The 20,117-nt window shown below is 59.9% G+C and carries 22 protein-coding genes; 12 read left to right on the forward strand and 10 right to left on the reverse strand.

The features are described 5' to 3' along the window. Window positions 1–161: 161 nt before the first annotated feature. The 6 genes from livH to I9H09_RS17950 all read left to right on the forward strand — a co-directional run bounded on the left by livH (window position 162) and on the right by I9H09_RS17950 (window position 6,426). Window positions 162–1,085, forward strand: coding sequence for a high-affinity branched-chain amino acid ABC transporter permease LivH (gene livH, locus I9H09_RS17925; protein WP_122346917.1), 924 nt, complete (start codon window positions 162–164; stop codon window positions 1,083–1,085). Further along, a complete protein-coding gene (locus tag I9H09_RS17930; RefSeq protein WP_005889444.1) occupies window positions 1,082–2,347 on the forward strand; it encodes a high-affinity branched-chain amino acid ABC transporter permease LivM in 1,266 nt (421 codons plus the stop codon). Before livH ends, I9H09_RS17930 begins: the two co-directional genes overlap by 4 nt. After that, window positions 2,344–3,111, forward strand: coding sequence for a high-affinity branched-chain amino acid ABC transporter ATP-binding protein LivG (livG, locus tag I9H09_RS17935; RefSeq protein WP_005889442.1), 768 nt, complete (start codon window positions 2,344–2,346; stop codon window positions 3,109–3,111). The genes I9H09_RS17930 and livG overlap by 4 nt, the downstream gene beginning before the upstream one ends. Further along, entirely contained in the window at window positions 3,112–3,813 is a 702-nt protein-coding gene (locus I9H09_RS17940; RefSeq protein WP_024669265.1) for an ABC transporter ATP-binding protein, read from the forward strand. A 223-nt stretch (window positions 3,814–4,036) separates the two neighbouring features. Then, a complete protein-coding gene (locus I9H09_RS17945) occupies window positions 4,037–4,717 on the forward strand; it encodes a COG3650 family protein (protein ID WP_005889438.1) in 681 nt (226 codons plus the stop codon). Window positions 4,718–4,812: 95 nt separating this feature from the next. Then, window positions 4,813–6,426, forward strand: coding sequence for an NAD(P)/FAD-dependent oxidoreductase (locus I9H09_RS17950; protein ID WP_053931450.1), 1,614 nt, complete (start codon window positions 4,813–4,815; stop codon window positions 6,424–6,426). Between the two features lie 282 nt (window positions 6,427–6,708). Here I9H09_RS17950 and I9H09_RS17955 read toward each other — a convergent pair whose 3' ends face one another. The 5 genes from I9H09_RS17955 to dinG form a co-directional block, all read right to left on the reverse strand. Then, window positions 6,709–7,173, reverse strand: coding sequence for an outer membrane lipoprotein (locus I9H09_RS17955; RefSeq protein WP_024669263.1), 465 nt, complete (start codon window positions 7,171–7,173; stop codon window positions 6,709–6,711). A 147-nt stretch (window positions 7,174–7,320) separates the two neighbouring features. Beyond that, on the reverse strand, window positions 7,321–7,968 hold the full coding sequence (gene pdxH, locus I9H09_RS17960) for a pyridoxamine 5'-phosphate oxidase (protein ID WP_122311528.1): 648 nt from the start codon (window positions 7,966–7,968) through the stop codon (window positions 7,321–7,323). Between the two features lie 242 nt (window positions 7,969–8,210). Continuing rightward, window positions 8,211–9,365: an OmpA family protein gene (locus I9H09_RS17965; RefSeq protein WP_122346916.1), complete on the reverse strand. Its 1,155-nt coding sequence runs from the start codon at window positions 9,363–9,365 to the stop codon at window positions 8,211–8,213. 153 nt (window positions 9,366–9,518) lie between these two features. Further along, the gene (locus tag I9H09_RS17970; RefSeq protein ID WP_122346915.1) at window positions 9,519–10,667 is read right to left on the reverse strand and encodes a serine hydrolase domain-containing protein; all 1,149 of its coding nucleotides are present in this window, start codon (window positions 10,665–10,667) and stop codon (window positions 9,519–9,521) included. A 110-nt stretch (window positions 10,668–10,777) separates the two neighbouring features. Then, window positions 10,778–12,922 carry an ATP-dependent DNA helicase DinG gene (gene dinG / locus I9H09_RS17975; protein ID WP_024669259.1) on the reverse strand — a complete coding sequence of 715 codons (2,145 nt, stop codon included), beginning with the start codon at window positions 12,920–12,922 and terminating at the stop codon, window positions 10,778–10,780. A 107-nt stretch (window positions 12,923–13,029) separates the two neighbouring features. On the opposite strand from dinG, the gene I9H09_RS17980 reads away from it, so the two are divergent. The 3 genes from I9H09_RS17980 (at window position 13,030) to I9H09_RS17990 (ending at window position 15,697) form a co-directional block, all read left to right on the forward strand. Next, complete coding sequence (locus I9H09_RS17980; RefSeq protein ID WP_055003879.1) at window positions 13,030–13,494, forward strand: CopD family protein; 465 nt, start codon at window positions 13,030–13,032, stop codon at window positions 13,492–13,494. A 194-nt stretch (window positions 13,495–13,688) separates the two neighbouring features. After that, a complete protein-coding gene (locus I9H09_RS17985; protein ID WP_005889423.1) occupies window positions 13,689–14,648 on the forward strand; it encodes a nucleoside-specific channel-forming protein Tsx in 960 nt (319 codons plus the stop codon). A 26-nt stretch (window positions 14,649–14,674) separates the two neighbouring features. Next, entirely contained in the window at window positions 14,675–15,697 is a 1,023-nt protein-coding gene (locus I9H09_RS17990; RefSeq protein ID WP_122346914.1) for a purine-nucleoside phosphorylase, read from the forward strand. A gap of 66 nt (window positions 15,698–15,763) precedes the next feature. On the opposite strand, the gene I9H09_RS17995 is transcribed toward I9H09_RS17990, so the two are convergent. Next, window positions 15,764–16,522: a hypothetical protein gene (locus I9H09_RS17995; protein ID WP_053479414.1), complete on the reverse strand. Its 759-nt coding sequence runs from the start codon at window positions 16,520–16,522 to the stop codon at window positions 15,764–15,766. After that, the gene (locus I9H09_RS18000) at window positions 16,515–16,790 is read right to left on the reverse strand and encodes a DUF1145 domain-containing protein (RefSeq protein WP_005889417.1); all 276 of its coding nucleotides are present in this window, start codon (window positions 16,788–16,790) and stop codon (window positions 16,515–16,517) included. Before I9H09_RS18000 ends, I9H09_RS17995 begins: the two co-directional genes overlap by 8 nt. Before the next feature lie 217 nt (window positions 16,791–17,007). On the opposite strand from I9H09_RS18000, the gene I9H09_RS18005 reads away from it, so the two are divergent. Together I9H09_RS18005 and I9H09_RS18010 are read left to right on the forward strand one after the other, a co-directional pair. Further along, window positions 17,008–17,505 carry a DUF6231 family protein gene (locus I9H09_RS18005; RefSeq protein WP_117144044.1) on the forward strand — a complete coding sequence of 166 codons (498 nt, stop codon included), beginning with the start codon at window positions 17,008–17,010 and terminating at the stop codon, window positions 17,503–17,505. A 3-nt stretch (window positions 17,506–17,508) separates the two neighbouring features. After that, the gene (locus I9H09_RS18010) at window positions 17,509–17,982 is read left to right on the forward strand and encodes a YchJ family protein (protein ID WP_005889394.1); all 474 of its coding nucleotides are present in this window, start codon (window positions 17,509–17,511) and stop codon (window positions 17,980–17,982) included. A 45-nt stretch (window positions 17,983–18,027) separates the two neighbouring features. Here I9H09_RS18010 and I9H09_RS18015 read toward each other — a convergent pair whose 3' ends face one another. Continuing rightward, the gene (locus tag I9H09_RS18015; RefSeq protein WP_005889393.1) at window positions 18,028–18,579 is read right to left on the reverse strand and encodes a hypothetical protein; all 552 of its coding nucleotides are present in this window, start codon (window positions 18,577–18,579) and stop codon (window positions 18,028–18,030) included. 113 nt (window positions 18,580–18,692) lie between these two features. Between I9H09_RS18015 and I9H09_RS18020 the strand changes: the two genes are divergently transcribed. Beyond that, window positions 18,693–19,187, forward strand: coding sequence for an LEA/WHy family protein (locus tag I9H09_RS18020; protein WP_122311520.1), 495 nt, complete (start codon window positions 18,693–18,695; stop codon window positions 19,185–19,187). Window positions 19,188–19,195: 8 nt separating this feature from the next. Here the strand turns inward: I9H09_RS18020 and I9H09_RS18025 are convergent, their stop codons facing one another. Together I9H09_RS18025 and I9H09_RS18030 are read right to left on the reverse strand one after the other, a co-directional pair. Then, a complete protein-coding gene (locus I9H09_RS18025) occupies window positions 19,196–19,525 on the reverse strand; it encodes a hypothetical protein (RefSeq protein ID WP_005889391.1) in 330 nt (109 codons plus the stop codon). 290 nt (window positions 19,526–19,815) lie between these two features. After that, complete coding sequence (locus I9H09_RS18030) at window positions 19,816–20,067, reverse strand: DUF1654 domain-containing protein (protein WP_122346913.1); 252 nt, start codon at window positions 20,065–20,067, stop codon at window positions 19,816–19,818. Window positions 20,068–20,117: the final 50 nt, after the last annotated feature.

The following is a 20,117-nucleotide window of genomic DNA, read 5'->3' on the forward strand; positions in this document are numbered from 1 at the left end:
GCCAGTTCGCACCTTCTGTGAAGAGAGTTGCGCACGAAGCCACCTGAACATCTTAAAACCGTCACCAGCGGTTCTCTGCCAGCGTCATGAACAACGCATCGACAGAATGCGACACAGTTCACCCCAGAGAAATGCAGATCAGGTTTTTAGGAGCGCGGTAAATGCCCGAGTTATTCCACTACATGCAGCAACTGCTCAATGGCCTGACCATTGGCAGTACGTATGCATTGATCGCCATCGGCTACACGATGGTGTACGGCATCATCGGAATGATCAACTTCGCCCACGGCGAGGTGTACATGATCGGTTCCTATGTTGCTTTCATGGCGCTTGCCGGCCTGGCGATGCTGGGTATCCACAGCCTGCCGTTGCTGATGATTGCCGGCTTTGCCGCGTCCATCATCGTGACCAGTGCCTACGGCTACACCATCGAGCGTGTGGCTTACCGCCCGTTGCGCAACAGCAACCGTCTGATTCCACTGATTTCTGCGATCGGCATGTCGATCTTCCTGCAGAACTCGGTTCAGCTTTCCCAGGGCTCTGGCAACTTCGCCATACCCAACCTGCTCCCCGGCAGCCTTTCGTTCGGTCCGGGTGGCGCGCAGGAAGTGTTGATTTCCTACATGCAGATCGTGGTATTCGTCGTCATCCTGCTAGCCATGACCGGCATGACCCTGTTCATTTCCCGCTCGCGAATGGGCCGCGCCTGCCGCGCCTGCGCCGAGGACATGAAAATGGCCAACCTGTTGGGCATCAACACCAACAACATAATCGCCCTGACCTTCGTCGTCGGCGCAGCACTGGCTGCCGTAGCGGCCATGTTGCTGAGCATGCAGTACGGCGTGATCAACCCCAGCGCCGGCTTCCTGGTCGGCCTGAAAGCATTCACTGCCGCAGTGCTGGGCGGGATCGGCTCCATTCCCGGCGCAGTGCTGGGTGGCTTGGTGCTGGGTGTCGCCGAGGCCTTCGGTGCCGACATTTTTGGTGATCAGTACAAGGACGTTGTGGCTTTCGGCCTGCTGGTCCTGGTGCTGCTGTTCCGACCGACCGGCATTCTGGGTCGTCCGGAGGTTGAGAAAGTATGAGCAAGTCTTTCAAACAGGCGCTGTTCAGTGCCGCTCTGGTCTGGGCCGTGGCATACCCGGTATTCGGTCTGAAACTGGCCTTCTCCGGCGTTACTCTGCAAGTGCAGAATGCCAGCCCGCTGACCCTGACCATCATTGCCGTGTGTTCGGTCCTGCTGTTTTTGCGGGTGCTGTTTGCCGAGCAGATCAGCGGCATGCGTCGCGGCTCCGACAAACCGCTGATCCCACAGAAGACCAGCGACTTTCTTACACAGCCAGGCACCCAGCGCTGGGGCCTGGCTGCATTGATCGTGCTGGCGTTCATCTGGCCTTTCTTCGGTTCGCGTGGCGCGGTAGACATCGCCACGCTGATCCTGATCTACGTCATGCTCGGCCTTGGCCTGAACATCGTGGTCGGGCTGGCGGGTCTGCTTGACCTGGGCTATGTCGGTTTCTATGCAGTCGGCGCCTACAGCTATGCCCTGCTCTCGCACTACTACGGGCTTGGCTTCTGGATCTGCCTGCCGATTGCGGGCTTGATGGCGGCGCTATTCGGGTTCCTGCTCGGGTTCCCGGTATTGCGCCTGCGCGGTGACTATCTGGCCATCGTGACGCTGGGGTTCGGTGAGATCATCCGCATATTCCTGCGCAACCTCACCGACATCACTGGCGGTCCGAACGGCATCAGCAACATCGAAAAACCGACCCTCTTCGGCCTGACCTTCGAGCGCAAGGCGGCTGAGGGCATGCAGACGTTCCACGAGTTCTTCGGCCTGCCGTACAACTCGATCAACAAGGTCATTTTTCTCTACCTGATAGCCCTGCTGCTTGCACTGGCGGCCCTGTTCGTCATCAACCGTCTGCTACGCATGCCGATTGGCCGCGCCTGGGAAGCGCTGCGCGAAGACGAAATCGCCTGTCGCGCACTGGGGTTGAACCCGACCGTGATCAAGCTCTCGGCGTTTACGCTCGGCGCAGCGTTTGCCGGTTTCGCTGGCAGCTTCTTCGCCGCGCGGCAGGGTCTGATTACCCCGGAATCCTTCACCTTCATCGAGTCGGCAATCATTCTGGCCATCGTCGTGCTGGGCGGCATGGGCTCGCAACTGGGCGTGATTCTTGCGGCCATCGTGATGATTCTGCTGCCTGAACTGATGCGAGAGTTCAGTGACTACCGCATGCTGATGTTCGGCGCACTGATGGTGCTGATGATGATCTGGCGTCCTCAAGGCTTCCTGCCGATGCAACGCCCTGAAATGAAATTGAAAGCGGAGCTGCCGAAATGAGCCGCCCATTGCTGCAAGCCACAGATCTGAGCATGCGTTTCGGCGGCCTGCTGGCGGTCAACGGCGTGGCCCTGACCGTCAACAAAGGTCAGGTCGTGTCGATGATTGGCCCTAACGGCGCCGGCAAGACCACGGTGTTCAACTGCCTGACCGGCTTCTACAAACCCAGCGCTGGCACCATCCTGCTGGATGGTGAGCCGATTCAAGGCCTTGCCGGTCACCAGATTGCCCGCAAAGGCGTGGTGCGGACCTTCCAGAACGTTCGTCTGTTCAAGGAAATGACCGCTGTGGAAAACCTGCTGGTTGCCCAGCATCGGCATTTGAATACCAATTTCCTGGCAGGTCTGTTCAAGACCCCGGCCTTCCGCCGCAGCGAGCGCGAAGCGATGGAGTACGCCGAGCACTGGCTCGAGGCAGTCAACCTCAGGGAGTTCGCAAACCGACCTGCCGGCACGCTGGCCTACGGTCAGCAACGTCGTCTGGAAATCGCCCGCTGCATGATGACCCGTCCGCGCATCCTGATGCTCGACGAGCCGGCAGCCGGGCTGAACCCTCGTGAAACCGACGACCTCAAAGCGCTGATCGGCGTGCTGCGTAGCGAGCATGACGCGACCGTCCTGCTGATCGAACACGACATGAAACTGGTTATGAGCATTTCCGACCACATCGTGGTGATCAATCAGGGCACGCCTCTGGCAGACGGCACACCGGAACAGATTCGCGACAATCCTGACGTGATCAAAGCCTACCTGGGGGAAGCGTAAATGTTGCAGTTTGAAAACGTCTCCACCTTCTACGGCAAGATCCAGGCACTGCACAGCGTCAACGTGGAGGTACGTCAGGGCGAGATCGTCACCCTGATCGGCGCCAACGGCGCTGGCAAATCCACCCTGCTGATGACCCTGTGCGGATCGCCTCGCGCTCACAGCGGCAGCATTCGTTATATGGGCGAAGAGCTGGTCGGTCAGGAATCGTCAGTCATCATGCGCAAGAGCATCGCCGTGGTGCCGGAAGGCCGCCGTGTGTTTGCGCGCCTGACAGTCGAAGAAAACCTGGCAATGGGTGGCTTTTTCACGGAAAAGGCTGACTATCAGGAACAGATGGACAAGGTCCTGCAGCTCTTCCCGCGCCTCAAGGAGCGCTTCAATCAACGTGGCGGCACCATGTCCGGTGGCGAACAGCAGATGCTCGCCATCGGCCGTGCGTTGATGAGCAAACCCAAGTTGCTGTTGCTCGACGAGCCATCGCTGGGTCTGGCACCGATCATCATCCAGCAGATTTTCGAGATCGTCGAACAACTGCGTCGCGATGGCGTGACTGTGTTTCTGGTCGAGCAGAACGCCAACCAGGCCCTGAAAGTCGCCGATCGCGCCTATGTACTGGAAAACGGCCGAGTGGTCATGCAAGGCACCGGTGAAGAACTGCTGGTCGATCCTAAAGTGCGGGATGCGTATCTGGGCGGGTAAGCGCATTAACGCTCAGAAACAGGATGGGCCACGATAATTATCGTTACCACGCTGCGCGTGGTAACGCCTTTCCTGACGCTGCGCGTCGTACTGCGGCCCTGCGATGTCATTGATGTCTGCTTCCGCTCAGGTCAGCGCTTCGTAGTGACCCGAGCAGGTATGCCCCCCTTGTGATGCACCTCCAGTCTGAGTAACGTGGCGGCACTTGTCTGGAGATCACACCATGTTTGCTGCCCGTTCCGTCCTCGTATTTGCCCTTCTACCGCTATTCGCCGGGTGCCAGTTGCTCGGCAGACAGGCCGATGAGCCGAAGGTCTCCACGGCAGGCATGCTCCGTATGCAGGGCGATCTGACGGGCGATGGTGGCCAGTTACTGTTCAAACCATGCAACGAGCAGCGCCGTTACGTGGTCAAGGATCGAGGCAATACCGGCGTGTTGCAGGAAGCCGCTTCACTGGCCGACACTCAGGGCAAGGCGTTTGCCGACCTGCGCGGCAACTTTACCGCGAGCAAGGCAGGCAACAGCGACGGGCTGCTGGACCTGCACCAACTGTATCGTGTCGAGCGCCCCGGCCAAGGCTGTGAAGACCCTAATTTCAAACGCCTGACACTGCACGCCAGTGGCAATAAACCAGCGTGGAACGTCAACGTCAGCGGCAAGGGCATGGTGCTGGAACGTGAAGGTGCAGAGGCACTGGCGGTGCCGTATGTCGAAGAGAAGCTACCCGATGGCAGCTTCAGCATCAGCAGCGAAGCCAACCATCAGCGTATCGAGCTCTGGGTTGCGCCGCAGCGTTGCGTAGACAGCGTGAACGGCTCGGTGCAACACCTGACCGCCGAGCTGCGCATCAACGGCCAGGCCCAGCGTGGCTGCGGTTATTACGGCGGTTCGCGCGACGACTGACCAGCAGACTCGCCGCCAAAGGGGTTCAGCGCTTATAATCGTCGGTCTTGTAGTGCTGTCGGGCTGAACCTGCGGCCCGAAAACTGGACCCCTTAATGTTACGAATCACCGAACTCAAGCTGCCGATCGATCACCCGGAAGAAGACCTGCGCGTTGCGCTCCTTCAGCACCTGGGCATCGACAGCAGCGAACTGCTGGACTTCACCCTCTTCAAGCGCAGTTACGATGCGCGCAAAAAGTCCTCCGAGCTGTGCTTTATCTACACCATCGACTTTCAGGTCAGGGATGAAGAGGCACTGCTGCGCAAGCTGTCCAATGACCGCCACGTGGGCCCTGCGCCCGACGTCAGCTACAAGGTGGTCGGTCATGCTCCCGAAGGCCTGACCGAACGTCCGATCGTGGTCGGTTTTGGCCCGTGCGGTATCTTCGCCGGGCTTTTGCTGGCGCAGATGGGCTTCAAGCCGATCATCCTCGAGCGCGGCACCGAAGTACGTCAGCGCACCAAGGACACTTGGGGCCTGTGGCGCAAAAACGTCCTCAAACCCGAGTCCAATGTGCAGTTTGGCGAAGGTGGTGCCGGGACATTTTCGGACGGCAAGCTCTACAGCCAGATCAAGGACCCGAAATTCATCGGTCGCAAAGTGCTGCACGAGTTCGTGAAAGCCGGTGCGCCGGAAGAAATCCTTTACGTCAGCAAACCGCACATCGGCACGTTTCGCCTTACAGGCGTTGTCGAAAACATGCGTCACCAGATCGTGGCAATGGGCGGTGAAGTGCGCTTTCAGCAGCGCGTGACCGACCTGATGATTGAAGATGGCCAACTATTGGGCGTTCAGCTGGACAGCGGTGAGCAGATTGAGTCCCGGCACGTAATTTTGGCGCTGGGCCACAGCGCTCGCGACACATTCCGCATGCTGCACAGTCGTGGCGTGTACATGGAAGCCAAGCCCTTCTCGGTGGGCTTTCGTATCGAGCACCCGCAATCATTGATCGACCGGGCTCGCCTGGGCAAGTACGCCGGCCACCCGAAACTGGGCGCAGCCGACTACAAGCTGGTACACCACGCCAGCAACGGCCGCTCGGTCTACAGCTTCTGCATGTGCCCTGGCGGGACCGTGGTTGCCGCAACTTCGGAGCCAGGCCGAGTGGTGACCAACGGCATGAGTCAGTACTCGCGCAACGAGCGCAATGCCAATTCGGGCATCGTGGTCGGTATCTCTCCAGAGCAGGACTACCCTGGCAGCCCGCTGGCCGGTATCGAGTTGCAGGAACGCCTGGAATCCCACGCTTACCTGCTCGGCGGCAGCAGTTATGAAGCCCCGGCGCAACTGGTCGGCGACTTTATCGCAGGCCGCGCGTCGACCGCATTGGGCAGCGTCGAGCCTTCATACAAGCCAGGCGTGAAGCTGGTGGACCTGGCTGACGCCCTGCCCGCCTTCGCCATCGAAGCCATTCGTGAGGCACTGCCCGCGTTCGACAAGCAGATCAAAGGCTTCTCGCTGCATGACGCAGTGCTGACCGGAATCGAAACCCGTACCTCGGCGCCGTTGCGCATCACCCGAGGCCCGACCCTGCAAAGCCTGAACACCAAAGGCCTGTACCCAGCCGGTGAAGGCGCAGGCTATGCGGGCGGCATCCTGTCGGCAGGCGTGGACGGCATACGGATTGCGGAAGCACTGGTGCGAGACATGCTGGGAATCGAAGGCTGACTCAAGCCTGTTATCGCACTGCAGCTCACAGGCGCGACAGTCGAGATTATCGTTCCTCACGCTCCAGCGTGGGGAATGCCTTGCGTTATACAAAAAGCCACAAAGCGGACGCAGAGCGTCCAGAGCTGCATGCCGACGCTGAGCATCGGCACGATAGTCATAGTTGAGATCATCGTGCCCCACGCTCCAGAGTAGGAACGCTTTGCATGGCAACCCATCCCAGACATAAAACAAAAAACCCCGAGCATTTCGGCTCGGGGTTCTGATGTACATCGCTACAGATCAGTGAGTGACGCGGCTCGTGCCGTTGACGCTCATGATGCGAACGCGTTCGCCGACCCGGAAAATCTCGTTTTCCTGAACCTGCTGCACATAGGCACGCATGCTGCCGTCGTCCTCGCGCACGGTGATTTCAACACCCTGTGTGCGGGTCAGACCTTCTTCGGTCGCTGAACCCAGCAGACCACCGGCCACAGCGCCTATGACTGCTGCCACAATGCTGCCGCGACCGCCGCCGATCGCACTGCCGCCTACGCCGCCGACAACAGCGCCCGCAGCGCCGCCGATAGGCGTCTTGGTGCCTTCGATCTTGACCGGGCGCAAGGACTCGATGGTCCCCATGCGAACAGTCTGTACGGTCCTGGCCTCGTCACGGGAATAGGAATCACCGGTCAGGTTCGAAGTACAGCCGCCCAGCATCAGCGCCATCGCAGTGAATGAAGCAACCAGAAAAGCAGACTTGCGCATAAAGGGTATCTCCAGGGGAACCAGTGGCCATTAGACTACCCGACAAAGGCGCTGTCACGATCACCGATCCGCAAATTAAGTTCATTCAGGCGTCATACAGCGAGCGACTGTACAAAGCTCAGACGATTCGGCAAGCGAATAATTCAATCACGGAGCCAGACGTTCACGTGACCACTTGCCGTTGATCAAACGATAGTTCAAACGGTCGTGAAGGCGACTGGATCTTCCCTGCCAGAACTCGATCCGCTCGGGCAGCAGACGGTAGCCGCCCCAGTGCTCCGGGCAGTGTGGCTGGGCGTCTGCGAAACGTTGTTCGGTTTGTCTGATCAAGCCTTCCAGTTCGTCACGATCGGCAATTACCTGACTTTGCGGAGACGCCCAAGCGCCCAGACGGCTGCCCAACGGCCGAACCTGGTAATACGCATCGGATTCCTGCGCGCTGACTTTTTCGACCCGACCTTCGATGCGCACCTGACGCTCCAGCGTCGGCCAGAAAAAGGTCATGGCCGCGAATGGACGTGCAGCCAGTTGCTGGCCCTTGGCGCTGTCATAGTTGGTAAAGAAGGTAAAGCCCTGGGCATCAAGGCCCTTGAGCAGTAATACACGGCAATGCGGACGCCCGTCTTCATCGACGGTAGCCAGGGTCATGGCATTGGCCTCGACCGGTGGCTGTTCGGTTTTTACGGCTTCCTCGAACCACTGGTGGTACAGCGCAAAGGGCTCGTCCGGCGCCTGCGCTTCGGTCAATCCGTCACGCGTGTAGTCACGGCGCATGTCAGCCAGCGTCTGGGTCATGGTTTCATTCCTGCGCAGATATCATGAACGTTAGCTAACCCTCGTTACCAGGCCCGGCGCTCGCCGTTATCACATATTCTTTTTTGATTCTGGCCGAAGCCAGTGGGAGCGAACCGGACGACGCTTCGCTCCCACGGCCTTCAGGCAGGAGCCTGAACAGCCTCAATTCTCAGGCTGTTCAGGATTTGTGTATAACGCAACGCGCGGAGCGTGGAGACGAGAGTCGTTGAGGTAACCGGGCCTCAGTTGTTGGCCTGGCCGTCATCTTTCTTGGCTGGCGTTGCTGTCTTGGCCGGGGCTTTTGCAGCAGCTTTGGCCGCTGCCGGCTTCTTCGCCGCTGCGGTTTTGGCTGGCGCGGCTTTTTTGGCAGTACTGGCCTTGGCCGGAGCAGCTTTCTTGGCAGTGTCTTTCTTCGCAACGACGGCTTTTTTTGCTGGCGCGGCGGTTGGTGCAGGAGCGGCCGGCTTGACGTCCTGCGCTGCAATCATGGTCGGTGCAACAGGCGGCAGTGCGTAGCGGGCCATCAACACGCGCATGGTGTCCTGCGGCGTCATGAGGATCTCGACACGGCGGTTGAGCGCGCGGCCTTGCAGGCTGTCGTTGGCAGCACGCGGCATTACCGCGCCCATGCCACGCAGGCTCAGTCGGTTACGTTCCAGACCGCTCAGGCGGAAGATCGCTGCAACAGACTGCGCGCGCTCCTGGCTGATTTTCTGGTTGGCTTCGGTCGGGCCGGAGGTGTCACCGTGGCCGAGAACCAGCACGGCAGTTTTCTGGTCGCCTTCGACCACTTTAGCCAGACGGGTGATCGGGCCAAGTGTATTGGGCAGCAGCATGGCCGGGCGATCAGGGTTGAACGAGCTGTCTACCGGCGCGGTGATCGCCAGCAGGTCTTCGCGACGCTCCAGCTGGAACGGGCTGTCCTTGATAGCAGCGCGCAGACGCGGCTCGTACTCGTCCAGCCAGGCCTGGGTCACTTTCGGATCAGGCGTCGGTAGCGCTTTGGGTTGGTCCGTCTTGTCTGCACTGCCGAACGGCCACCACCACTTACTGTCGGTTTCCGACTTGGCAATCAGCGGCGCGGCCGGTTTGTCGGCAGGCTTGGCAACCGCGTCAGGCTTTGCCTGGGCGTTGTCGTTCGAGCCAAACGGCCAGTACCAAGGCGCGCTGCTTTCAGCAGCCGCCGCAGGTGCCGGTGCCGCAGCAGCCTTGGCCACAGGTGCCGGAGCCGGGCTCGGCGCAGGAGCGTTTGCAGCAGCGCCTGTATCGGAAGACTCGCTGCCAGAACCGAACTGCCACCAATGGCCTCCGGATGCAGCAGAGTCGGACTGAGGGGTTTGAGCACAGCCGGTAACGGCGATACACAGGGCAAGAACGAGGCTTTTATTGGACGACATGGTTGACCCGCAACGGTTTTGATCAGACAGAAGGACGTGACTACGCCGGTATAACATGCATAAAGATGCAGTTGGAAAAAGAAACCGTCGTACGGTTCCTGTTACAGCGATTTAACTGACAGTCGGTATGAAACAAGCACTTATGACCGATACTTACTGCAAACACTCACGCAATACTCCAACCAGTTTCTGAGCGCGCGGGTCCATCAGGATGTAGGGCCCCAGCGTGTTGGTGACAAAGCCGAATGCCACTTCGTAGTCCGGGTCGGCAAAACCGACGGAACCGCCAGCACCCGGATGACCGAAAGCCTTGGGGCCCAGGCCGAACGTGGCGTTGGGCACTGTCGGCTGATCGAGCATGCAGCCCAGCCCGAGGCGGGTCGGTGTCAGCAGGGTCTTGTCCTGGCCGATACTGTGTTCACGGGTCAGCTCGTTGAGCAGGTCGGCCTCGAGCAGGCTACCGTCGAGCAAGCCGTTATAGAAGCCTGCCAGGCTGCGTGCATTGCCGTGACCATTGGCTGCCGGTTGCTGCATGCGACGCCACTCAGGCTTGTTGGTGCTGGTCATGATCGAGGGTGGGTTGGTGAAGGCTTTGGCGGTGATGGACGCAGGCTCGCGCATGGTCGCTTGCAGCACGCGCTGAGCGGCAGCATCGCCCGCATTGCCTTTACCGCGAGCGATATGTGCTACCCGGTAAAACTGGTCATCGGCCAGCCCTACATGGAAATCCAGCCCCAGCGGACGTGAGATTCGCGCAGCAATGGACTCGCCCGGGCCACGACCGTCGGCGCGACGCAGCATCTCGCCCACCAGCCAGCCATAGGTGATCGCGGCATAACCGTGGCCCTGCCCTGGCGTCCACCAGGGTTGTTCGGCGGCCAGCGCCGCCGTCATGGTGGTCCACTCATACAGCGCTTCGGCAGGCAGTTGCTCGCGCAACGCAGGTAGCCCCGCCTGATGGCAGAGCAATTGACGCAAAGTGATCGACGCCTTGCCGGCCGCGGCAAATTCAGGCCAGAGCCTGGCGACGGGTTCGTCCAGCTTCAGCTTGCCTTCTTCGACCAGTTGCAGCACTGCCACGCTGGTGAACGTCTTGGTGCAGGAAAACAGGTTAGCGAGGGTATCCGTGTGCCAGGCTTCGGCACCGTCCTTGTCGGCCGTACCGGCCCACAGGTCAACGACCGTCTGGCCGCCGATCTGCACGCACAGGGCGGCGCCGCGCTCTTGAGGATCCTCAAAAAGCGCCGCAAAGGCTTCACGCACTGCTTCGAATTGAAGTTCGTAATGACCCTGAATCTGCAACGGCTGACTCCTGCTGGCGTTACCGAGCCTTATGACAGGCGTAATGGGCGCGTATTGTTCCAGCGATCAAGCGCTTTGGGAACAGACGTGAAACCCTCTTCATCTTTGACTCAGGAAATCTCGCGGCGAAACGGCGGTAGTGCATTGAGAATCGCCTTGCCGTAACGCTGAGTGACGACGCGGCGGTCCAGCAGGGTAATGGTGCCGCGATCCTCTTCGGTACGCAGCAACCGGCCACAGGCCTGAACCAGACGCAACGATGCATCGGGCACGGCGATCTCCATGAACGGATTGCCACCGCGCGCCTCGATCCACTCGGCCAGCGCGGCCTCGACCGGATCGTCCGGCACGGCGAAGGGAATCTTGGCAATCACCACGTGCTCGCAGTACGCACCGGGCAAGTCGACGCCCTCGGCAAAGCTGGCCAGCCCGAACAACACGCTGGACTCGCCGCTGTCGACGCGTGCTTTGTGCTTGTTGAGGGTTTCCTGTTTGGACAGGTTGCCCTGAATGAACACCTGCTTGCGCCAGTCACGGTCCAGGCCATCGAACACGTCCTGCATCTGCTTGCGCGACGAGTACAGCACCAGCGTGCCCCGCGAGCCTTCCACCAGACCGGGCAGGTCACGAATGATCGCCGCTGTGTGGGCCACCGAGTCACGCGGATCGGCCTTGAGGTCCGGTACGCGCAATACGCCCGCATCGGCGTGATGGAACGGGCTGGGCACCACCGCAGTAACAGCACATTTCGGCAGACCGGCGCGCATGCGATAGCGATCGAACTTGCCCAGCGCGGTCAGGGTGGCAGAGGTCACCAGCGCGCCATAGGCGATGTTCCACAAATTGCGGCGCAACATTTCAGCCGCCAGAATCGGGCTGGCATTGACCTCGATATCGAACAGCGCACCGCTGTCGGCCAGGGTCAGCCAGCGGGCCATTGGCGGACTGTCTTCCGGGTCTTCGGCGGTAAACGCCGTCCACAATTCCCAGTTGCCGTGAGCGCGGGCCAGCAGACTGCCGAACAGCGGATACCACTCTTCGGCCTGATGGCTGGCGATGCCGATGTTGACCTCGCCGTCCATGCCTTCTTTAAGTAGTTCAGTCAGGCGCGTGAACAGATCGTCCAGACGCGCAAAACCTTTTTTCAGTTCGATGCCCATCTCGCGGATGTGCTCGGGGATAACACCGCCGACAAACCGGTGACGTGGACGCTCGCGGCCCTGCATGTCCTCACCGGGACGGAAATCTGCCAGTTGCTCGCAGGCGCCGAACATGAACTGCTGATGGCCCTTGATCTCGCGGGCCAGCTCAGGAACCTGTTCTATCAGCTTGCCCAGATCGCCGGGCAACGGATGCTGGGCCAGTAGCTTGGCGAGGTTCTTGGCGGTCTGCTCCAGCCAGTCAGCGGTAGATTTCAATCGGGTGTAGTGGGCAAAGTGGCCGATGGCTTTGTCTGGCAGGTGATGGCCTTCGTCAAACACGTACAGCGTGTCACGCGGATCGGGCAACACCGCCCCGCCACCCAGCGCCAGATCGGCCAGTACCATGTCATGGTTGGTGACGATTACGTCGACCTTGCCCATCCCTTCGCGCGCTTTATAGAAGGCGCACTGCTGGAAATTGGGACAGTGACGATTGGTGCACTGGCTGTGATCGGTGGTCAGCCGCGCCCAGTCCTGATCGGCCAGTTCTTGCGGCCAGCTGTCTCGGTCGCCGTCCCACTTATTGCCGGCCAGCTTTTGCAGCATGCTGGTGAACAGCTTCTGACTGGCCTCATCGACCTCGATCTTGAAGCCTTCTTCCTCGAACAACTGCGCAGTAGCGTTAGTTGCGTCACTTTCCTGGAGCAGCATGTCGAGTTTGGACAGACACATGTAACGACCGCGTCCCTTGGCCAGAGCGAAGGTGAAGTTAAGACCGCTGTTGCGCATCAGGTCCGGGAGGTCCTTGTAGACGATCTGTTCCTGCAGCGCGACGGTTGCCGTGGCAATTACCAGGCGCTTGCCCGCCGCCTTGGCGGTCGGAATCGCGGCGATGGCGTAGGCCACGGTCTTGCCGGTGCCAGTACCCGCCTCGACCGCCACCACCGCAGGATCGCCCGAACGACGGCCCTCTTCATCGGTGTCGATGTCCCCCAGCACTTTGGCGACTTCAGCGATCATCAATCGCTGGCCATAGCGCGGCTTGAGGCTCTTGGCTTCGAGGAAACGCGAGTAGGCGCCCTGAATCTGGGTTTTGAGTTCGGTACTGATCATTGGCTTCGGTTCGGGGGCACGACTATAAAGGCTGGATAAATTCTCAGTGGTTCTGAGTCGGCGCTATGATAGCGCGCTAAATCCATCCGCGCAGAACGGAGTGTCCGATGACCGCTTTTTCTACTATTTATACGCTGCATGTGCTGGCTGCCCTGATCTGGGTTGGCGGCATGTTTTTCGCCTGGATGGTATTGCGCCCAGCAGTCATTGCAGCACTTGAAGGCCCGGCCCGCTTGAAACTGTGGGTCCAGGTGTTTCCGCGCTTCTTCATGTGGGTCTGGGCAACCATCGTAGTATTGCCGATCACCGGTATCGGCATGATCCAGCTCAACTTCACCGGCTTTGAAACCGCGCCGCGCTATGTGCAACTCATGATGGGGTTGTACGTCGTGATGGTCGCGCTGTTTCTTCGGATCCACTCATTGCAGTTGCCGGAACTGCGTCGGGCCGTGGAAGCGGAGCAATGGCCAGAAGGTGCAGCGGCACTGGGCAATATCCGCAGGCTGGTCGCTATCAACCTGACCATAGGCCTGGCGGTTGTCGCGCTTGCTGCTGCTCGTCCGGGCTTCTGAGACGAAACGGAACATCACGGGGCACTGGAGGTGACATCGCGCACAGCTTGCGAGCAGTTTCCTGGCCGTTCGGTCATCTTCTCGGGCTGATAATCAGCACATTCAACATCTTGAAACACTTTGGCATGAGCTGTGCAAACGTTTGCGATCAGCAGTACGCGGCCAGCAGTACGTGATCATAAAAAGGAGCTTCAATGCCAAAGCAGTTTTTCATCCAGCCCGCAGCACCCTGCAACATCCTGACGCCCCTGCTGCTCGCGGCAGCCGCCACATTGCTGTGTTCCGCTGCACAGGCTCAGCCTGCGGCGCCGGAAGACTCCGCTCAGGGCGAGGCGCTCAGCCCGCCAGCCTCGCCCAAGGAAGGCAAAGGCGCGTACTTTTCAGACTGGTTCAATCAGGACTTGACGCTGATCGGCAGCAAGGACATCAGCTTCGGCCCCAAGCCCAACGATGACATCTATCTGGAATACGAGTACTTCGGCCGCAAGGGGCCGTTTGAACTGTACGGCTATGTGGACGTGCCGAAGATCCTCGGCATTGGCAATGATAATGACAAAGGCGTCTGGGATCATGGCTCGCCGCTGTTCATGGAACACGAACCGCGCATCTCCATCGACTACCTGGCAGGACGCAGCCTGGCCGTAGGGCCGTTCAAGGAATGGTACGTTGCGTTCGACTGGATCTACGACCACGGCAGCAACTCGGCCAACCGTGCGAACACGCTGTACAGCGGTTTCGGCACTGACATCGACACGCACTCGCGGGTCAATCTGTCGGCCAACCTGTACGGTCGCTACCAGTGGGAAAACTATGGCGCCAGCAATGAATATTCGTGGGACGGCTATCGTGCCCAGCTCAAATACATCGTGCCGATCAGCAAGTTCGACAACGGCGCTTCGCTGACCTACATAGGCTTTACCAATTTCGACTTCGGCTCGGACCTCAAGAACGATCCGGCTCGTACAGGCAATTCAACGGTGGCCACCAACGTGCTGCTCTACGCTTTCACTCACCTTCGCTTCACGCTGGTAGGGCGTTATTTCCATAACGGCGGCAATTGGGAAGACGGTAGCGAACTTAACTTCGGCGAAGGCAACTTCCGCGCCCGCTCGGACGGCTGGGGTTACTACGCTGGCGTGGGCTATCAGTTCTGATCATGACTTTGACGACAGGAGTTTTCATGAAACACATCACCCGTAATGCACTCTGCGCCACGCTGGCCCTGCTCAGCCCTGGCATCTGGGCGGCCGCCGCCCCCGTTAAGCCCAAGGTCATGCTGGTAGCCATGTTCGCCCCCGAGGCGCAGAACTGGATTGATCGCCTGCACCTGACCAAGGAAATCCAGGTGCCGGGCCTTGCCGCCGAATACCCGGCCATCCGCTGCAACGATCAGGATGTCTGCCTGCTGGTCACCGGCATGGGCCAGACCAACGCCGCCGCGTCGACTCTGGCGCTGGCGCTGTCACCGCAGTTCGACCTGCGCAAAACCTACTTCATCGTCGCCGGTATCGCCGGGATCAACCCGCATCACGGCTCTCTGGGCACCACCGCCTGGGCGCATTACCTGGTGGAGTTCGGCACCCAATGGGAAATCGATTCGCGCGACGTGCCCAAGGACTGGCCGACCGGCTACCTGGGCATCAACACCAAAGGCCCGAACGAGAAACCACCGCTGGATTACAAGACCGAAGTCTTCGAACTGAACCCAAAGCTTCAGGCCAAGGCGTTCGCGCTGTCGCAAAAGGTTGCACTCAGCGAGAGCAAGGAATCGGCGGCGTGGCGCGTCAAATACCCCTACGCACCGGCCAATCAGCCGCCACAGGTTACCCAATGTGACACCGTGGCCGGCAATACCTGGTTTTCAGGGACGCGCTTGAGCGAGCGGGCAGAGGTCTGGACCAAACTGCTGACAGACGGCAAAGGTGAGTACTGCACCACCCAGCAGGAGGACAACTCCACGTACGAAGCGCTATTGCGAGCCAGCAAGGCTGGCAAGGTCGACGTCAGCCGCCTGGCGGTGGTGCGCGCCGGCTCCGACTTCGATCGTCCGTATCCGGGTTACAGCGAAGTGGACAACCTGCTCAAGTACGCCGATCAGGGTGCATTCGTGCCAGCACTGGAAAACCTGTACCGCACCGGCAACCCGCTGGTGCAGGCAATTGTCGGCGACTGGAAGAATTGGGAAAAAGGCGTACCGCAGTAAAACCGTTATGCAATGACGACTGTCCGGAGCACAGCCTTGCGCCAGCTCCGGACGGTGTATAGAGGTTTACAGGCGCTGCAGAAGCAACGAGCCCGCAGGACCGGCAACGCCCGGCTGGCCAGGCTCGCCTTCTTTACCCGCCTTGCCGCCATCTGCGCGGTAAACGAAGCAGCCCTTGGACGCACCGCCTTTGCCGGCCTTGCCACCCTCGCCGCCTTTGCCCGGCGCGCCGCCCGCCACATTCACCTTGATGCGATCAGCCGGAAAGCTCTGCGGCAACTCCAGTCGGACCTGAGCGCCAGCGGCCCCGTCACGGCCAGTGCTACCGTTTTGACCGTCATGACCACGCCCGGCCTGACCCCAGGTGCAACCCGGTGCTTCGCCGGTGCCGCCATCAAGACCGACATACCCCGGGCTGCCCGCTCCGCCGCGCGCGTCGATCGATAATTCTTCCGCATCCAGGTTTTGCAGCCGCAGCGTCAGGTTGCGTCCAGGCAGCGCCGGTTTTTCAAACGTGCCCGGTGCGCCGCGCGCCGTGATCTGGCTGCCGGTGCCGAAGTTGCCGCGTGCCACCACCAGATTAAAGGCCTGCACACCTGGAACGATGGCAATGCGCGCTTCGTGCCCCAATACCAGCTCGCCGATCTTCACATCGTCGATATTGGCCGGGATCAGCAAGGTGCCGTAATCGGACACCTCAAGACGATCCAGCTGCAGAACACTGCTGTTGCCGGGCAAACGCATGAGCGAGTGCGGCGCAACAATGATTGCCTGGGCCATCGCCAGAGGGCTGAACAGTGCCGCGAGCAGAACGAGATTACGCATGAGAGTGCCCCGAAGCCGAACGGCTGATGGATTGCAGATGGAAGATGCCGAACAGAATGATTTTGCCTCGGTCCCGCCACGGGTGCCTGCGACCGCGCAGGCTGCCGTTGAACAGAATCAGTTCCAGCAGATGAGTCAGCAGCAGGACCGCGCCCGCCATGTCGATCATCACGCCGAACGGGCTGGGCGCTTCAAACAGCGCATTGGCCAGTACCACCAGCCAGAAGCCCAGCATCAACAGCTTTCCCAGCCCCCAAAACACCTTCATCGCCTGCCCCTTGTCATGATCCGTTCCGAAAGCAAAGTCTGCGCACGCTTTTCGTCGCCGCACAGTAGACGTGCTGTTCAGCGAATATGCCAGCAGTGTATTGAAAAAGATCGAGCATGGAGCATTCTCATTGTTCAGGGAGCGTCAGGCCTTATGCCGGCGGCTGTTCAGAGGCGGTCCGGCAGGCTAGTCTTGTCAACCAACCAGAGGACTTTCGATGACCGTCGGCTATTCCACTCGCACCCCACAGCAAGCGCTGGCCGCCCTGCTCGACCGGTACGCGCCAGAGCGTCTGCTGCTGATCGGAACGCAGGCATTTCCTGCACTGCAGGCCTTTCAGGAGGCGCATCCGCAGACCGAAGTGTCGCTGGCCGAACCTGGCACGCTGCCTGCTCACCTTGCCGCGCAGCGTTTTGACCTGGCACTGGTGGTCGATTGTCTTGAGCATATTCCCAAGCAGACCGGGCTGGAACTGCTGGGCGGCATCCGCAACCTGAACGCCAGCCGCATCGCGGTCCTGGCCGACCTGAAGGCCTGCGGCTGGCGGGAGACCGACTTCTATGCGCTGGCCCTGCAGTCAAGCGAGCGCTTCGCCCGCGATGATCAGGTGCTGAACCTGTTCACCTACGACCTGCGCGAATACAAACAGGTGCCCGACTGGCTGAACGCAAAATTCTGGGCCAACCCGGAAAATTTTGGAAAATACTGGTGGTGAATCATGAGTAGTGCTATTTGCCCATGCGGCAGCGGCGATCTGTTGCTGGCCTGTTGTGGCCACCATCACGCGGGTCAGCCTGCGCCAAGCGCGGAAAAACTGATGCGCTCACGCTACAGTGCCTATGTGCTGGGGCTTACCGATTATCTGGTGCAGACCACCCTGCCAGTACAACAAGCCGCGCTGGACCGCGAAGCCATCGCTCAATGGAGTGCACAAAGCACCTGGCTGGGGCTTGAGGTGGAAAGTGCAGAGGTATTTGGCGGCAAGCCGGAACACGCATTCGTGACCTTCACAGCCCGCTGGCACGATGGCAATGGCGAGCACAGCCATAAGGAGCGCTCGTCATTTGTACAGAATCAGGGCCGTTGGTACTTCATCGACTCAACAGTCCCGCTCAACGCCAGCCGCAACGACGCCTGCCCGTGCGGCAGTGAACAGAAATTCAAGAAATGCTGCTCGGCCTACGTGGCGTGAGCTGCACAGCGGGCCGGGTTCATTGGTTGGTGCAAGGGACAGAGGTCATTCCGGGATAATGCGCAGGTGCGAGGTGTCAGGGGCGGCGTCAGGCTCGGGCGTGTCGGCCTGCCCCATGTCGCTGCCCACCGGGGCCAGACTCAACCGGGAAAGGTCCAGCGAGGGTCCAGCCGGCTGCAGCTTTGCAGGCAGCAAATCGACACCTGCCTCAGCCACCGAATAGTCAGGGGCATCGACGTCTGCAAACGCCGCCATGTAAACATCCCGCGGCTTGATCTGCAGGCGCGCCTGAGTGACCGTAGACTTGCGCAGCCAGGTAGGCGCATCAGGCGGCGGCGCCAGCTCGACCTCTTCCATCGGCGGCAGAGCATTCATTTCCAGAACGTAAACCCGCGCACCGGCACGTTCCAGGGTGGCGCGGTATTTTTCGGCGGTCGCCGCATCGAGGTTGTTTTTCAACACCAGTCGACGTCCCGAAAACAGCAATTCCAGGCGTTCAGCGTCCGCCTGGAACAGCTTGGCGAGGTTGGCCCTGACCTTCTCGGGCTGGGCTCCAGCGACCAGTTCAGCGCTGAAGACTATTTCGTAGGCATTCATGGAGACACCGATAAGCACGTCAATAAAAGTATGGCGTAGCGTCAGAGCACGCAACAAGCGCGTTACCCGTGAGCGTCGAGTTGTTAGACTCGGGCTTCAAACGGAGCACATCCATGTTTTTTCAGGCGCACATTACAAGAATCCTGAGCCTTGCGCTGGTCATGTTCAGCTTGAGCGGATGCTCGTTACTGAGCTTTGACAGTCTCAAGGACCCGGAAGTGCATCTGGTGAAAGTCGAGGTCATAAAGGCCAGGCTGACGCATCAGGATTTCAGGCTGTACTTTGAGGTCGACAACCCGAATGACTCGCGTCTGCTGGTGCGAGGGCTCAATTATAAGATCATGCTGAACGAGGCGATGCTGGCCGAGGGCAAATCCAGCGACTGGTTTTTCGTGGGAGGTGACAGCCGCAAAACTCTGTTGATCTCGGTGCGGACCAACCTGTGGCAGCACGCCAGGTACATCGCAAAGTTGCTGAAAAAGCCTGATCAGCCCATCCATTATCAGCTTGAGGGCAAACTCAAGACCGGTATTCTGTTTCACAACAATGTGCGTATCTTGCGCTCGGGCGACGTCATTCCCGGCGACCTGATCAAGGATCGCCGCTGACTGGCTCATCACCCGCCCAGTCGGCCCTTGATCAGCTCCATCAGGAACTTCCAGAAATCCGCCGCCCACAACGCCCGGTTGATTGCGCTGATCAATGCCCCACCGAACGAGCCCAGCAGAAAACCCACGCCGGTGATATTGCGCGGCTCTGCGACGCCGAGGTAGTCGCTGGCAATGCCGGTCAGGAACACCGCACAGGCAACGCCCGTTAGCAGGAAAACCATCCAGGCACGCCAGTCGAGCAAGCCTGCCTTGTGCCACCAGCCAGAGATGATCGCGCCCACCAGGCCGGCCACCAGCCATTCGCCACGGTCTACAAAACCATTCAAGAGATCCATCAGCCTGCCTCCGCAAGAGATAACAGCCGTTCAAGAACACAGAAACCCGGGTATATGGGCCTGACGAGCAGCCGACAGGACCGTGGGGAATGGAGATCGTCCGGTCTGAAACGTGGGCCGCCCTGACCCGGGTCGCTTCCTTGCGAGAGGTGTGATCGATAATGGGCAGGGTAACGCAGGAATGAGCATATTTAAGCATACTTAAACTATTGATCAATTGCAGCCCGCTGAACGGTCACTGCGCCCTCGGACTCAATGACGCAAGCAAGGGTCACGTCAGGGCGCCTGCCTCAATTGTCGAGGTAGCGATGCCAGCCAATCCTCACGGAACCGTCCGCCTGACGGTCTACCTGAATACCGGCGGTTTCGTCGATTTCCTGAAGTACGCGTTCCCAGCTCTCCTGTGGTTCGTCATCGCGACGAGTCACGATGACCCACTGGATCTTCTGTACATCAGGCGCCGAAACCAGCCGCTGTATCCGCCTGCCGATCATTTCATAGGCGCGCGACGTGCCTGGCACTGGATTATTGCTGTCCACCATGACATGAAACTCCCGCATAACTGTATATAAATACAGTATTCCGACTACGG

Origin of the sequence: Pseudomonas tremae, assembly GCF_023278125.1 — a bacterium.
Taxonomy (GTDB): domain Bacteria; phylum Pseudomonadota; class Gammaproteobacteria; order Pseudomonadales; family Pseudomonadaceae; genus Aquipseudomonas; species Aquipseudomonas tremae.